A 14,380-nucleotide genomic window follows, 5' to 3' on the forward strand; every position below is an offset into this window, starting at 1 on the left:
CGGGGCCGGGGGCGGAAGCCGTAGTAGTTTTCACACACCGCTAACAGTGCTTCTGCCCTTTTTTATCCTTCTACCTTAAAATGTCCGAAGTATTGCCAGAAAACAGCCCCAAAACGCAATTTGCCCAGATGGGCAGCCAGGGGCTTGCATGGGAGCGCGGGTAACCGTAGCTTAGTGTTTTAGAGTTTGCCATGCCACAGATGAAATGGGAGCGCCTCATCTCCAAAGAGCGCGCTGCCGCCCCAGCCTCATCCGCCGCCACAGACACCTCGGTGCGCGGAGACTTCCAGATAGACTATGACCGCATTGTGTTTTCTTCGCCGTTCCGGCGATTGCAGAACAAGACGCAGGTCATGCCCATGCCCGAAAGTGACTTTGTGCACAACCGCCTCACCCACAGCCTGGAAACCTCGTGCGTAGGCCGGTCTTTGGGCCGCATGGTGGGTAAGACTATTCTGGAAAAGTACCCCGCCCTGAAAGAGACACACCCGCACCTGGAACCCTCTGACTTTGGCGACATGGTGGCGGCGGCCTGTTTGGCGCATGACATTGGCAACCCGCCCTTCGGGCATTCCGGCGAAGACGCCATCTCTGCCTATTTCAAGAGTGACGAAGCCGCGCCTTACCTGCTTTCGCTCACCCAGGCCCAGAAAACCGACCTGCAGAATTTTGAGGGCAACGCCGCCGGGTTCAGAATTCTCACGCACACGCACCCGGGCCAGAGCAGCGGCAGCTGCGGCATGCGCCTCACCTACAGCACCCTGGCCACCTTCACCAAATACCCGCGCCCCTCTGACCAGGTAGTGAAAGGCACCCGGCGCACCAGCGAGAAAAAATACGGCTTCTTTCAGTCTGAACAGGCACATTTCCAGATGATTGCCACTGAACTGGGCTTGATCCCCAGCGGGGAGCACACCTTTCACCGGCACCCGTTGGCGTTTCTGGTAGAAGCCGCTGATGATATCTGTTACCGCATCATTGACTTTGAAGACGGCTGCAAACTGGGCCTGATTCCGTTTGAGCAGGCAGAAGCCCTGTTGCAGCCCCTCCTGAACCGGGACCCGGGCAGAAAGTCCAGCATAGAATTTTATGACCGGCATGAGCAGCTGGGCTTCTGGCGGGCCCTCATCATAGGCAACCTGATTCAGGAATGCGCCGCTATTTTTTTGCGGCACGAAGAAGCCATTCTGGCAGGCACGTATGACCAGCCGCTCATCAATGAGATCCAGCAGAAGGCGGCCCTAGACCAGATCAAGGCGGTGTCTATTGAGAAGATATACCGCAACCGCCCCGTGCTGGAGATTGAGGCCGCCGGCTTTGAGGTGCTGGGCGGTTTGCTGGATGCCTTCCTCAAAGCCGTGTTCAACCCCACCGCCAGCCGCCACAGAAAATACCTGGACCTGATCCCAGACCAGTACCTGGCCCGTGACCGGAAAATTGCGACAGATGCTTATGAGCGCATCCTGAACATCACAGACTTTATCTCTGGGCTCACAGACAGCACTGCCATTAGTTTATACCGCAAGATCAAGGGAATTGAGTTGCCCAAGATGTACTAACAGACAATGAAACTGGGAGGGTATTATGATATTTGGGCAATAGCTTTTCTAGGAGGGCACTTGTTGCTCTCTATCATGATAGCCGTTGCCCCAATTGACCCGCACGGGCTTTTAGGGATTGGTCTATTGATGTTCACGGTATTGCTTATCTTAATTCTCTTGGTTAGAGCAATTTTTGATAAGAGGTTCAGGTCTAAACTTTGGCTTTATGAGGTTTTGCTGCTCCTGTTCTTTGCTGTTGCCCTATGGTATAGGCTGACCTTTATCTTCAATCAGCCACAAATTGAACTCCAAAAAACGGAGCAACAGACGCTGCTTTTATGATTTTAGAATTTCTGTTTTCGGCCTGTTTTGGCCAAAACAGGACGAAAACAGGAGAGGCCAAACTTGTTGCTTTGGCCTCTCCTGTTTTTGAAAAAATATCTGCTTACTGCACACTGGTCAGCAGTTCCGGCTTGAGCAGTTCTACCATCATGCTGATCTCCTGCACGGTCTTCTCGTTGTTACCAGAGTAGCCCACGCTCTTGAACCGGATGTTGCCGTTGCCGTCTAACACGAACTTGGTGGGGATACCCGTCACCTTGTAGGCTTCTATCATCTTGTTCTGGTCGTCTAGGAGCACCTGAAACGTGTAGTTTTTCTTGGCCATGAAGTCACCGGCGCTCTTCTTCTTGTCTTCCCCGTTTTCCCAGGAGTTCACAAACACGAAGGCCACTTTGTCATCGTCTTTGAATTTGTTCACGGCCTGCTGCATGCCCGGGAAAGAGGCCACACACGGGCCGCACCAGGTGGCCCAGAAGTCTACTATCACGGTTTTGCCCTTCAGAGACGCCAGTGAAACGGGCTTGCCGTTCAAATCTAGCAACTCAAACGAGGGGGCTTTCTCTGATATGATCTTCTTCTTGAGGTCTGCCCTAAGCTTCTCAATGGCCGGGACCTCTACTTTTGCCCAATAGGTATCAAAGCCGGTTTCACCTTTGGCCTGGGTGTAAAGGTCTTTGAGGTAGCCTTTCACCTTGGGGGTGCTGTTGCCACTGGCCACTATCTCTTCTAACGTTTTCTGGGCGCGGGCGCGGTCTGGGCTGGCAGCCAGCACCTCGGCGTAGCGGTCATTGATGCTGGTGCTGCGGCCGCGGGTGTAGGTGTACGCCTCAGCCAGGTATTGGGCGGCCCCGGCTTTGTCCCCCTCTTTCAGGAGAATGGCCCCGTAGGTATCGGCTATCTGGCCTAAGGCATACTCCCGGCTCTTTTTCCAGTCTGAGGCAGGGGTGAACTCATCTTTCTTGGCAGTTGGCTGGGTCACTTCCTTCTGGGCCAGCTGGTAGCCTTTCTGGGCCAAAGCTTTGGCCTGGGGCAGGTTCTCGCCGCTTTCATACAATTTCCAGGCCGCCGAGTTATACGTGCCAGACGTGCCTACCGAAGGATACTTTTGCAGCAGGCTTTCAAATTCCTGCATCTTGCCTTCTACGGCATAGTCAATGGCAATACTGCCCAACAGGCTGGGCAGCTGCTCATAGGCAGGGAAATCTGCCGCAAAGGCAAACGCCAGCTCCTTGCGCTTGTCTGGGTCTTTCTCCATGAAATAGGCCATGCGGCGCTGGCTCTGCACGTACTCGCCTTTGGGCTCTTTGGCTTTCACCTGATCGGCAAAGGCCGCGGCTTTCTCTTTTTCGCCCACGCGGCCGTAGTAGGTAGCCAGGGTAGAGAGGTCCTTCACGGTCAGGTTTGGTTCTTTGCTCAGGGCATCCAGCTCAGCCTTTACTTTCTGTTTTCCTTCGTCTCCCTTATACACGGCCATGAGGGTGTAGAGCTTGATGGGCAGCACCTCGCGCTTGCGGGCCGGGAAACGGGCCTCCTCCTGCTCCAGCAGCTCTAACGCCTGCTTGGGATCGCGGTCCAGTTCAATGAAAGAGCCCCACTCGGCGCGCATAGCCCCCAGCCCAAACGCCGCTCCCGCCACCGGTTGCTTTTTGGCATCATAGAGGTAAAAGGAATAGCCTTTGCCTTTGTTGTGGTCAATAGTTTCCTCGTGCCGGAACAGCACCACGGCCCCGTCTACCTCGGGGGCGGGTTTGAAGTTCCCTTCCCAGCCGTTCTTGGTTTTGGCCATGGCCACCTCCTGCACGTTGGGCTTGTCATCATTGTAGGCATACACCAGCGCCGTCACCGATGAAGCGTTGGCTAGGTTAGTACCGGCGGGGTTATAGGTGAGCTTGATTTCCTGGCCTGCTTTCGGCTGGGCCGGTTTTAGCGTGAGGGCCCCAGAGGGGGTTTGGGCAGACGCCAGCGCCCCGCTAAACAGCACGGGCAGCAACAGTAGTTTTGTTTTCATGGGCAGGCAAGGGGGAAAACGTGGAACTTCTTTCAGAACTAACTTCAGTAAAGTTAGCAGAACCCCCGTGACTTACACCATCTATACGCCACTTTAACAGGACGTTAACATCTGCGCCAGCAGCTGGGCGGGCAACAGAGGGCGGCCCTGCCGAAAGGGACTTCCTGTTTTGGGGCTGTTTTCAGAAAAACAGCCCCAAAACAGGAAGTCTAATCCCTAAAAGATGATGGTCTTGTTGTTGTTCACAAACACCTTCTCTGAGAATACCAGCTTAAGCGCCTGCGCCAGCACAATCTTCTCCACATCACGCCCCGCCTGCGCCATATCTCTGGCGCTCTGGGCGTGGTTCACCTGGATCACGTTCTGGGCAATGATAGGACCTTCATCCAGCTCATTGTTCACAAAATGGGCGGTGGCGCCAATAATCTTCACGCCGCGCTCAAACGCCTGCTTATAAGGATTGGCACCAATGAAAGCGGGCAGAAACGAGTGGTGAATATTGATAATGCGGTTGGGGAACTGCTCTACAAATTGGGGGTTCAGCACGCGCATGTACTTGGCCAGCACCACGTACTCGGGGTTGTAGGCCTGTATGGCTTGCGCCATCTCGGCGTCATGCGCCTCCCGGGTTTTGCCTTCGTGCGTAATGAAATGGAACGGGATGTTGAACCGTGCCACCAGCGTTTCCAGCTCTGCGTAGTTCCCCACCACGGCCAGCAGGTTGGCGTTAAGGTCGCCGTACTCATGGCGCAGCAGCAGATCGCCAATGCAGTGGTGCTCTTTGGTAACCAGCACCACAATGTCTTTCTTACGCTCCGGCACCAGCCTGATGTGGGCCTCTGGCGGCAGAACGGCCTGCAGTTGCGCCACCAGGTGCGGGGGCTGCACCTCGCCGGCCAGTTCAGCCCGCAAGAAGAAATGATTGCGCTGGCGGTCTACAAACTCGTCATTGCTGGTGATGTTCAGGTTTGCCCCGAAGACAATCTGTGTAATGGTAAAGATCAGCCCTTTGCGGTCTGGGCAGTCAATCAAAAGGATATGGTTCATGAGTTAGGAGCCGCCGCCGTTTTGGGGCTGTTTTCAGAAAAGTAGGTCAAAAACAGCAAATGTGCCTACATGGGTTGAAAAATTCGGGTTCGGCACCGCCGAGGAAAAGTATTCTTATTACATGCGCAGCTTCAGCCTGGGCAGGTTTCGGCTGTTGCGCCAGAGCTCCAGCAGCCCCAGTTCTTTGAGCACCAGCCCCGCATTGGGCAGGCCAATGACCTGCCAGTAGCCGTTACGGTCGCGCATCTGCACCTCTACCACCACCGGCTCTGCCCTGGACGGCACCCGCAGGTCCAGCCCCACCACGGCCAGCGAGTCTTTCCTGTTCACGTACGAGACGCCCTCCAATTTGCTCTGGGCCAGTTGGCTTTCTTCCAGCAGTTTCTGCATGGGCAGCAGCGCCTGCACCTGTTCCCACTCCTGCTGCGTCACCCCCGCGGGCGGACCGCCCTCTGCCGGACCCTGCTCCACATAGCGCGTCACCTGCTCCCTGATGGCCTCCAGCATCTGGTCTTTGTGTGATGCCATGGCCATACCCAGAAACATGGCCGCCATGGCCCGTTCCTGCTCCGGCAGGTCGGCCATTCCGGCCTGCACCGTCTGGTTGAGCAGGCTGGTGGTGGTCTGCTCCACGTCTACATATTTTTCCAGCGCCTGCATGTCACGGGCGTCTACGGCCTCTTTGAGTTTGTACAGGGAGTACTCTGGTCCCTGCCCGTACCGCTTATAAAGCCAGTAGCCCGCCGCCGCCAGCAGGAGCAGCACCACTACCCAGATCACAGATTTTTTCATATCTCAGCCTTTAAACCAGACGTTACTCCTTCTACGCGAAAATACACACGCGGCCTAAGTTTAGGTTCACTTCTTCGTTTTCAAGCTGTTTTTAGAAAAACAGGCCAGAAACAGAAATGGGCCCAGACGCCCGCAGGCCCTGCAGACGCTATGAGCCCTTTGGGCATTTGTGATGGTTGGAAGATGGGACTGGCGCGAGACTCCGGTTCCGTACCCTGAGATGGGGCGATTCTCCAGCCTGGCGGGAAACCGCGGGAAGTTCAGCCATACGTGGATCCCAGCCCCAACCCCTCCCTGGCGGGGAATGATCTGGAATGCGTGGGGCAAGTGCCGGGTGACCGTAGATCTGCAATGCATGTCCTCGGCTGTCCGGGATTTGCCATTCTGGACCTGCTACCTCCGGATTTGCAATCTGCGGCGCCTGCAGATCAAACGTGCCGCCGCGGGGATTGCAAATCCCCGTGTACCAGCTTCCGGATTGCAAATCCGGAAGAGCGCAATGCTTGTCAGGGCTCAACGATATGTAGCACCATGGGTATTGATCTGGCATGCGTGTCCTCCTGTGTAAACATCCCCCTTCGCCCCCTTCAAAGGGGGAGTATCAAAGAGAGTTCTGAGTCTTGAGTTATGAGTTCTGAGTCCTTTCTTTACATCTCAGGTACTTCAGCACGAATGAAGCAGCAATGCCTGGTCTCGCAGCCGCGCCGCGAGGGCAGGCAGAGACGGGCACGAGTCTGAAGACTCGCGCCAGCGCGGGATGTGGGAAACCATCGCAACAGGCAAGCAACAATGATCAATCAACCCTTCTGCTCTTGACTGATGTGCGCAGCACGGGCTCGCCTCAGGCTAGCGGAACAGCAACCATTGCCTACTGAAGCAGACATAATAGCACAAGCAGTAACAGGAGAGGAACCTGAACCAGTCGTGGGGGTGAGCGCCTCTATTAATACGGTGCCGAAGGCAACGCCAAAGGCGTAGTTTTAACAGCAGTGCTCACCGCCCAGGACGGGGCCCTGCGGCCGTGAGCGCTTACCGGAAAAGATGAAACAGCAATAGGATTTCGCACCGCAGCAAACGGGAGAGCCAGGGGAACAGCAGACTACGCATTGTATTGCAACAGCAGCATGGAACATGCAGGCTATGCACTGCAGCGGCAGCAATTGGCAGTTATCAAACTCAGGTAGCACCAACCGGCTAAGCCAGCGGAGCAGCCAACTATGCATCACAACAGCAAAGGGAGGGATTCAAATTGATAAAAGAAGAGCCCAGACAGGCTTGGGAAACCTGTTTTTGACCTGTTTTTCGTAAAACAGGCTAAAAACAGTGCCCTACAACATCCCCGCCCCAATCGCTAAAAACGCCCCGGCAAGGGTTGCCAACAGCTTCCCTTGGTTAAAGCGGTGCTCCGGGCTGGTTTCAAACAGAATGGTAGTGGAAATATGCAGGAAGTTGCCTACCACCAGACCCGTTAGAACCGTATAGGCCTCGCCGGAGAGCAGCTGCTCCAGCGCCACATAGTTACTAAAAAGCAACCCCGCCGGTGCCGCCAACGCAAACAGCAGCAGATACCCAAATGCCTTTTTGAAGCTGTGTAATCGGTCTACCAGCACAGACATGAGCGCAATGGCCGCCGGAATATGGTGCAGGGCAATGCCTGCCAGAATATGGTAGAAGTTATCGCCCACGTGGGCGTGCGTGTGCAGGTGCTCATGGGCTTGTTGCGCCGCCATCCTGCTCTGAATCAACACACTGCCTTCCAGCAGCGAGTGTATGATCAGAGACACCAGCAGCAGCACCGGCACTGAGTGGCTGTGCTGCCCCCCATGGCCATGGCCACCGTGGGCGTGAATGTGGCCGTGCTCAATCCCGTGGGAGAACACCTCCAGCACCAACTGCAGAAAGAACCCGCCCAAGATGTAAAAACCCACCCGGTGCGGTTCCTGGGTACTCAGCAGCACATCTGGCAGAATGTGCAGAATGGTAAGGGAGAACAGATAGGCCCCGCTAAAGGCCAGCAACAACTTAAGCCAGCGCTGGTTGTTCTGCGGCAGAAACCGCACCAGCCACCCCGCCATTAAAACAGTGATAAAAAGAATAGCTACGGCTATGACCATGGTCTTATTTTTTCAGCACGAAAATCATGCGTTCACTCTTTTCGGGGTCAAACGGCCCTAACTGGTAATCTCCAAAGACAGCCCGCAGCCGCAGGTTCGCCAGCCCGAAGTACTCCAGAAACTCCCCGTACTGCAAGGCCCGCACCCGCTCTACAAACTCAAACTCCTGCCCCCGGTCCTGAAACCTGATGGTTTTCACCAGAAACCCCTGCTCCACCTGCCGGGTAATATGAAAGGCAATGCCGGCCTCTTCTTTGGTTTCCCTGGCCACCAGCCGCGAGATGACCTTGGGGGTGTTCATGAAGTCAATCACCAGCCTGCCGCCCGGTTTGAGCGCCGCTGTGGTTGCCCGCAAGGCCACCACGTTCTCATAGTCATTGGCAAAATACCCGAAACTGGTGAACAGGTTCAGCACCAGGTCAAACGCCTCCGGCCGAAAGACGTCCCGCATGTCATGCCGGTAAAAATGCAGGCGCTCGTTCTCAAACTGCCGGGCATAGGCAATGCTGCGGGCTGACAGGTCCAGCCCGGTCACGTCATAGCCTTTCTGGTTCAGGTAAATGGCGTGCCTTCCCTTTCCGCAGGCTAAGTCCAGCAGTTGGCAGGTAGGCTTGGGCTGCAGATAGGCCAGGAGGTTGTCCATGAACCGCTGCGCCTCATGTACGTCACGGTTCTTGTACAGGACATGGTAATACGGAGAGTCAAACCAGGTGCTAAACCAATCTGCCGGCTGTGCCATTGGTGGAGGGGGAAAGGATAGAATCTGAAATCCGCGCCCCAAGGGCGGGCGTGGGCGTACCCGTTATTGTGTAATGGTGGAGTCTGCCGGCGTGTAGTCTGGGTTTTCTACCAGGTCCATGCCGCATACCGGGCACTTGCCGGGCTGCATGCTCGCACTCCCTTCACACTCCATGGGGCACATATACGCCATTTGCCGGCCTGCGGCCGAGGTGCTGTCTGCCGCAACCGTTGCTGCGCCTTCTACGCCCGCCTCTGCCTGGGGGGCCTCTTTAGAAGAAGACTGGCAGGCGGCAAACGAGAAAACCGCCAAAGCAAGCAGTAAGGCCTTTACATTCTTTTTCATAAGGGTAAAATAAAGTGAACCCGTTTTTGGCCTGTTTTCTAAAAAGAAGGCCAGAAACGGGTTCACGGTCAAACGTATTACTTGTGGTTGGTTACGTTCTCAGCGTTGGTGGCTTTCTGTGAGGCCGGCACCCCCTCTACCTCTTTCTTGATCTCATTGGCATGCTCATCATGGTTGATGTACACATCATCATGCCCTTCTTGGTAAGAGCCGGCATCAATGTTAGACGTATTGTTACGGTGCCCCGGAGGCACAGAGTCAACAGACACTTTGGTTTCTGGGCGCAGGTCAGACGGTTCGCTGCTGCAAGAAGACAAAACCAGCACACTGGCCACGGCAAAAACGGAAAGAATATTTTTTATCATTTCTCAGGAGTTTAAGGCAAAAACGGGTTTTAGTAGGGTTAGACGCTTACGCGGCCAGAAAGTTCTTACGGCGCAGCAGCGAATCCATGAGCTTTAAGTCATTAGGGCTGTTGAAGATGCGGTGCGGCAGGTACAGGAAGATAGGCACGTTGAACGTTTTGGCCAGCCAACCTCTGAAACCTGCCGGCAGCTGATCTGGGGTTGGGCCCTTCAGATACATCTTATAGGCATCTTTGGTTTGGGTTACGCTGTCAATCATGTCCCACTGCAGGGCCATGCCCTCCCGGTCATTGCGCTTCATCAGGATCTGGCGCTGGTCAATCTCAAACATGACCCGCTCAAACAGCACGCTGCTCTGCTCCATCTGGGTCACGCCCATCACCTGCGCTGAGCGCACCAGCACATACAGAATGGTCACAACCACGGCAATGCTGATCCACCACCAGGAGAAGTCAAAGACCGCAGGCAGGGAAATCAGCACCAGCGGAATCAATGCCCGCCACCACTCTTTCTTCCAGACCTGCACCAGCGCCATTTTGGCGTAGTCATTCTTGTCTACCTGGTTCTTCTTCGTCTTAATGGCCAGCGGATTGGATGGCTGCTGTTGCGCCACGCGGTGTCCGCCTCTTTGGTTTGGTTGCTGCATAACTCAATGGTATCGCGTAGCAAGTATCACGTATCATGACTACTGTCTTGCCAACTTGCTGCTTCCTACGTTACTACCTTAAATGGTTTTTTATTCTTTCCTCTTCTGTCTTGATACGTACTACCTGATACCCTAAAACGCTTTCAGGCTCAAATCTAAGCTGCGGTTGGAGTGCGTCAAGGCTCCTACTGAAATATAGTTCACCCCGGTTTCGGCCACGGCCCTGATGGTTTCTTCTGTGATCCCGCCAGAGGCCTCAGTCTCATACTTACCGCCAATCAGTTCTACGGCTTCACGCAGCAGTTCCACCTTGAAGTTGTCCAGCATGATGCGGTCTACGCCGCCTACCTCCAGCACCTGCCGCACCTCGTCCAGGTTACGGGTCTCCACCTCAATCTTCAACTGCCTGCCCAGCTTCTGCAGGTACTCATGCGTGGCTTTGATAGCCTGTTTTATGCCGCCTGCGTAATCTACATGGTTGTCTTTGAGCATGACCATGTCAAACAGCCCAAACCGGTGGTTGGTGCCGCCGCCTATCAGAACCGCCCATTTCTCCATCATTCTGAAGTTGGGGGTAGTCTTGCGGGTGTCCAGCAGTTTGGCACCGGAGCCTTCAATCAGTTTGGCAATGCTCTGCGTGTAAGTGGCAATGCCGCTCATGCGCTGCATGCAGTTCAACACCAGCCGCTCAGCGGTTAGGATAGACTGCGCCTTGCCGTGCACGGTAAAGGCCACATCACCGTACCGCACCTGCGCCCCGTCTTGCAGCAGCACCTCCAGCCTTAGCGCAGGGTCTACCTCATGAAAGATTTTCCAGGCCAGCTCCACGCCCGCCAACACGCCTTCATCCTTCACCAAAAGCTTGGCTTGGTTGGTGGCACTTTCCGGAATGGCGGCCAACGAGGAGTGATCGCCGTCTCTGACGTCTTCCTGCAGGGCCTGCCGGATAAATGCCCTAATGCCTTCTGGGGTAAGGTACGGTGCTTTCACGGTGCAAAAATAAAAAAAGGCACCGAACATTCGGTGCCTTTTCTGTGATAAGACCAAAACCAGTCTATTATAAATTTTACGGTGTTAGATGTTAGACATAAGACGCCAGATAGAAGTTTTAACATTAGGTGGCACAAAGCATGCGGATTCAATGATTAAACAACTAAATCTCAAGCCTTTAACCGCTACCTTATAACTTCACCTCAACACGCCTCTTTATCTACAAGAACATCATTCCTGGAGAAAGCTCAGAAAAAAGTCTAAAATCTAACGTTTCACTCATTTAAACTCAATGGTGTCAATTTTATAGGCATCACCGTAACGTTTTACCCGCACCACCACGTTGTAGCGGCCGCCTTTGTGGGTATATTTCCCAATGGCATACTTCTGGCCGTCTTCAGAGCCACCCTGGTGTTCAAAGCTGAAACTGACCGGCGCATTCTTCCCGAAGAAGTTGCGCAGCACCATTTCTGCCTGGCTCTGGCTGTAGCTGGCGTTGTCACCGTTAATGCTCACTTCTACCTTAGAGTTGAAATAGCGGGCCAGGTCACGGGAGGAACCGGCTTTGATGGCAGACTGCACGCCCCCCATAATGTCAGATTGGGCCGCCACTTGTCCGGCACCCACCAAGATTCCCATCAGCACCACGGCCATTGCCAGCCATCTCTTCAAATTTTTCATGTCTATGTTTATGCAGATTTACCTGTTGTTAAGCCAAAACTATGCCAAAGGAAAGGCGGTTTCACTGCTTAAATATACAGCAATTTGAGAGAACCAACCCGTTTTAGCTGCATTTTAACCAGAGGCTTGTATCTTTACGCGCATGAGCAAGAAGGTACTTTTGATGATTCTAGACGGCTGGGGACTGGGAACAGACCCTTCCGTATCGGCGATTGAGCACGCCAATACCCCATTCATTGATTCATTGTTCCAGCGTTTCCCGCACGCCCGGCTGCAGGCATCCGGCGAAGCCGTGGGCCTGCCCGAAGGCCAGATGGGCAACTCTGAGGTGGGCCACATGAACCTGGGCGCAGGCCGCGTGGTGTACCAGGACCTGGTGCGCATCAACGTAGCCATCAGAGAGAATACCTTAGGCCAGAACCCGGTGCTGCAAGATGCGTGGCAGTACGCCAAAGAGAACCAGAAACCGGTTCATTTGATTGGCCTGGTCTCAGACGGCGGCGTGCACTCGCATATTGACCACCTCAAAGCCCTCTGCTCGCTGGCACAGCAGCAGGGGCTGGAGCAGGTGTACGTGCACGCCTTCACAGACGGCCGTGACACTGACCCCAAAGGCGGCCTAGGCTATCTGACAGACCTGCAGAACCACCTGGACACCACCACCGGCAAGATTGCCTCTATTATTGGCCGCTATTACGCCATGGACCGTGACAACCGCTGGGAGCGCGTGAAGCTGGCCTATGACCTGCTGGTGAAAGGGCAGGGCAGAGCCTCTGTCAACTGGCGCGAAGCCCTGCAGGAGTCGTATGACGAAGGCGTGACCGACGAGTTTATCCAGCCCATCATCTGCCTGAACGAGAACGGCGAGCCCATGACCAGGATCCAGGAAGGGGACGTGGTGATCTGTTTCAATTTCAGGACAGACCGCGGCCGTGAAATCACGCAGGCCCTGACCCAGCGCGCTTTCCCGGAGCAGGATATGCAGCCCTTGAACCTGCGCTACTACACGCTCACCAACTATGATGACACCTTTGTGGGCGTGCAACCCATCTTTGACAAAGACAACCTGGCCAACACACTGGGCCAGGTGCTGGAGCAGGTTGGCAAATCCCAGATTCGCATAGCGGAAACCGAGAAATACCCGCACGTGACCTTCTTCTTCTCCGGCGGCCGTGAAAAACCGTTTGACGGCGAGAAGCGCCTGCTGTGCCCGTCGCCCAAAGTGGCCACCTATGACCTGCAGCCCGAGATGAGCGCCTTTGACATTAGAGACGCCATTGTGCCGGAGATTGAGCAGGAGACCGCAGATTTCATTTGCCTGAACTTCGCCAACCCAGACATGGTGGGCCACACCGGCGTGTTTGAAGCCGCCGTGAAAGCCGTAGAAACCGTTGACCAGTGCGCCCAGGCGGTGGTGACCGCCGCCCTAGCCCACAACTACGCCAGCATCATCATTGCTGACCACGGCAACGCAGATGTGATGCGCAACCCAGACGGCACGCCTAACACCGCCCACACCACCAACCTGGTGCCCTTCATTCTGGCAGACGAGTCTTATAAAGGAGAATTGAAAGACGGCAAACTGGGAGACATAGCCCCCACCGTTTTGGCATTGCTGGGCGTACAGCCCCCCGCAGACATGACCGGTACCTCACTGTTGATTCCTTCTGCCGGTTAACCTCACCGGAATACAAAACCACCAGGAAATGCGTTAGTTCTTATGACAGAGGCTAACGCATTTCCTGTTTTAGGGCTGTTTTTCTGAAAACAGCTCCAAAACGCACCTGGGGAATAGCGGTCTTTCATCTCTAATGCTTATGAACAGAAGTTTAGCCATGATCTGAAAAACATGCCAAACCAACTCCACAGTGTCATACAGAAAGTATCTTGTGGGCGAACTGGAAAAGCCGCTACCGCTTGCCCCGCAGCCCCTTCCAGGATGGCAGATACTGTTCATGAAGAAGCCTCCTGCAGAATCCTGTTTTTGGGCTAATTTTCTGAAAACAGCCCAAAAACAGGAAAGATCTGTTCTTATGCTTTCACCGGGGAAACCTGCTGTTGCGAAATAACAAAAGCAGGTGAGAAGTTAGAATGCTACCTTCGTACTACTTTATGATGAAAAAATACTTTACCCTTTCCTGCTGCGCCCTTGCCGTCTGGGTCAGCAGTTGCCAGGAGCAGCCAGCGCCTACCGCGGCTCAAAGCAAGCAGCAGGCTTTTGGCTTAGAAGCCTATCTGAACCAGGAGGCACAGAACCTGCACCAGGCAACGGCAGCCGTAACCAAAACGGTTTCTGAGAACGGCAAGGCGCAGGAGACCAAAACGTTCAGCCAGTTGAACTGGGCAGAGGAGCTGGGTCCGTTTGCCGAGGCAGACATTAACAAACCTGCCTTGCTGGGCGCCTTCACGGAAGAAAAAACCACCAACGCCGCCGGCCAGACGGTGCACCGGTACCGCGCCAAAGAAGAGGCAGACGCCACCGTGCGTGACGTGGCTTACACCTTTGACGCCCAGGGTCAGCTGGTACAGGTAGACGCAACCCTGGTACAGGAGAATATGCTGTTCAACACGCAGAAAAAGCTCCACCTGGAACTGCAGCCAGCTGCTTCCCCCAGACTACAGAGCTACTCGCTAGACGAAACCCAGAAACTGATGTTCATGGGCCCCCAGCGGTACAGTGTGGCAGGGAAAGTACAGCAGAAGTAACACGGCGTCCAATCCTTTTACGCCGCGCCCATCGTACATGACAAGGCACACACCACCACAAGCA

Annotated in this window: 13 protein-coding genes; 3 read left to right on the plus strand and 10 right to left on the minus strand. The window is 54.7% G+C overall.

Annotation, left to right across the window (positions count from 1 at the left end):
• The first annotated feature begins 191 nt into the window (after nt 1–191).
• A complete protein-coding gene (locus FHS90_RS02630) occupies nt 192–1,559 on the plus strand; it encodes a deoxyguanosinetriphosphate triphosphohydrolase (RefSeq protein WP_082893506.1) in 1,368 nt (455 codons plus the stop codon).
• A 427-nt stretch (nt 1,560–1,986) separates the two neighbouring features.
• On the opposite strand, the gene FHS90_RS02635 is transcribed toward FHS90_RS02630, so the two are convergent.
• The 10 genes from FHS90_RS02635 to FHS90_RS02680 all read right to left on the minus strand — a co-directional run bounded on the left by FHS90_RS02635 (nt 1,987) and on the right by FHS90_RS02680 (nt 11,610).
• Nucleotides 1,987–3,891: a redoxin domain-containing protein gene (locus FHS90_RS02635; RefSeq protein ID WP_182511582.1), complete on the minus strand. Its 1,905-nt coding sequence runs from the start codon at nt 3,889–3,891 to the stop codon at nt 1,987–1,989.
• Between the two features lie 216 nt (nt 3,892–4,107).
• Entirely contained in the window at nt 4,108–4,938 is an 831-nt protein-coding gene (gene purU / locus FHS90_RS02640; protein WP_182511584.1) for a formyltetrahydrofolate deformylase, read from the minus strand.
• A gap of 117 nt (nt 4,939–5,055) precedes the next feature.
• On the minus strand, nt 5,056–5,730 hold the full coding sequence (locus FHS90_RS02645; RefSeq protein WP_182511586.1) for a DUF2939 domain-containing protein: 675 nt from the start codon (nt 5,728–5,730) through the stop codon (nt 5,056–5,058).
• A gap of 1,328 nt (nt 5,731–7,058) precedes the next feature.
• Nucleotides 7,059–7,844 (minus strand): ZIP family metal transporter, encoded by a 786-nt coding sequence (locus tag FHS90_RS02650; RefSeq protein ID WP_066832688.1) that lies wholly within the window; start codon nt 7,842–7,844, stop codon nt 7,059–7,061.
• A 4-nt stretch (nt 7,845–7,848) separates the two neighbouring features.
• Nucleotides 7,849–8,583: an SAM-dependent methyltransferase gene (locus FHS90_RS02655; RefSeq protein WP_182511588.1), complete on the minus strand. Its 735-nt coding sequence runs from the start codon at nt 8,581–8,583 to the stop codon at nt 7,849–7,851.
• 63 nt (nt 8,584–8,646) lie between these two features.
• Complete coding sequence (locus tag FHS90_RS02660; RefSeq protein ID WP_153042629.1) at nt 8,647–8,928, minus strand: heavy metal-binding domain-containing protein; 282 nt, start codon at nt 8,926–8,928, stop codon at nt 8,647–8,649.
• Between the two features lie 77 nt (nt 8,929–9,005).
• Entirely contained in the window at nt 9,006–9,293 is a 288-nt protein-coding gene (locus FHS90_RS02665; RefSeq protein ID WP_182511590.1) for a hypothetical protein, read from the minus strand.
• Nucleotides 9,294–9,339: 46 nt separating this feature from the next.
• Nucleotides 9,340–9,939 (minus strand): hypothetical protein, encoded by a 600-nt coding sequence (locus tag FHS90_RS02670; RefSeq protein WP_082893507.1) that lies wholly within the window; start codon nt 9,937–9,939, stop codon nt 9,340–9,342.
• Nucleotides 9,940–10,071: 132 nt separating this feature from the next.
• Nucleotides 10,072–10,929: a carboxylating nicotinate-nucleotide diphosphorylase gene (gene nadC / locus FHS90_RS02675; RefSeq protein WP_182511592.1), complete on the minus strand. Its 858-nt coding sequence runs from the start codon at nt 10,927–10,929 to the stop codon at nt 10,072–10,074.
• A 279-nt stretch (nt 10,930–11,208) separates the two neighbouring features.
• On the minus strand, nt 11,209–11,610 hold the full coding sequence (locus FHS90_RS02680) for a DUF4783 domain-containing protein (protein WP_066832700.1): 402 nt from the start codon (nt 11,608–11,610) through the stop codon (nt 11,209–11,211).
• A 142-nt stretch (nt 11,611–11,752) separates the two neighbouring features.
• Between FHS90_RS02680 and gpmI the strand changes: the two genes are divergently transcribed.
• Nucleotides 11,753–13,288: a 2,3-bisphosphoglycerate-independent phosphoglycerate mutase gene (gene gpmI / locus FHS90_RS02685; protein ID WP_182511594.1), complete on the plus strand. Its 1,536-nt coding sequence runs from the start codon at nt 11,753–11,755 to the stop codon at nt 13,286–13,288.
• Nucleotides 13,289–13,701: 413 nt separating this feature from the next.
• A complete protein-coding gene (locus tag FHS90_RS02690) occupies nt 13,702–14,316 on the plus strand; it encodes a hypothetical protein (RefSeq protein WP_182511596.1) in 615 nt (204 codons plus the stop codon).
• Nucleotides 14,317–14,380 lie beyond the last annotated feature (64 nt).

Origin of the sequence: Rufibacter ruber, assembly GCF_014138425.1 — a bacterium.
In the GTDB taxonomy this organism is placed as follows: domain Bacteria; phylum Bacteroidota; class Bacteroidia; order Cytophagales; family Hymenobacteraceae; genus Nibribacter; species Nibribacter ruber_C.

Coding starts and splice junctions, on each gene's coding strand:
- FHS90_RS02630 (WP_082893506.1), top strand. CDS start 192: ATGCCACAGATGAAATGGGAGCGCCTCATCTCCAAAGAGCGCGCTGCC.
- FHS90_RS02635 (WP_182511582.1), bottom strand. CDS start 3,891: ATGAAAACAAAACTACTGTTGCTGCCCGTGCTGTTTAGCGGGGCGCTG.
- purU (WP_182511584.1), bottom strand. CDS start 4,938: ATGAACCATATCCTTTTGATTGACTGCCCAGACCGCAAAGGGCTGATC.
- FHS90_RS02645 (WP_182511586.1), bottom strand. CDS start 5,730: ATGAAAAAATCTGTGATCTGGGTAGTGGTGCTGCTCCTGCTGGCGGCG.
- FHS90_RS02650 (WP_066832688.1), bottom strand. CDS start 7,844: ATGGTCATAGCCGTAGCTATTCTTTTTATCACTGTTTTAATGGCGGGG.
- FHS90_RS02655 (WP_182511588.1), bottom strand. CDS start 8,583: ATGGCACAGCCGGCAGATTGGTTTAGCACCTGGTTTGACTCTCCGTAT.
- FHS90_RS02660 (WP_153042629.1), bottom strand. CDS start 8,928: ATGAAAAAGAATGTAAAGGCCTTACTGCTTGCTTTGGCGGTTTTCTCG.
- FHS90_RS02665 (WP_182511590.1), bottom strand. CDS start 9,293: ATGATAAAAAATATTCTTTCCGTTTTTGCCGTGGCCAGTGTGCTGGTT.
- FHS90_RS02670 (WP_082893507.1), bottom strand. CDS start 9,939: ATGCAGCAACCAAACCAAAGAGGCGGACACCGCGTGGCGCAACAGCAG.
- FHS90_RS02680 (WP_066832700.1), bottom strand. CDS start 11,610: ATGAAAAATTTGAAGAGATGGCTGGCAATGGCCGTGGTGCTGATGGGA.
- gpmI (WP_182511594.1), top strand. CDS start 11,753: ATGAGCAAGAAGGTACTTTTGATGATTCTAGACGGCTGGGGACTGGGA.
- FHS90_RS02690 (WP_182511596.1), top strand. CDS start 13,702: ATGCTACCTTCGTACTACTTTATGATGAAAAAATACTTTACCCTTTCC.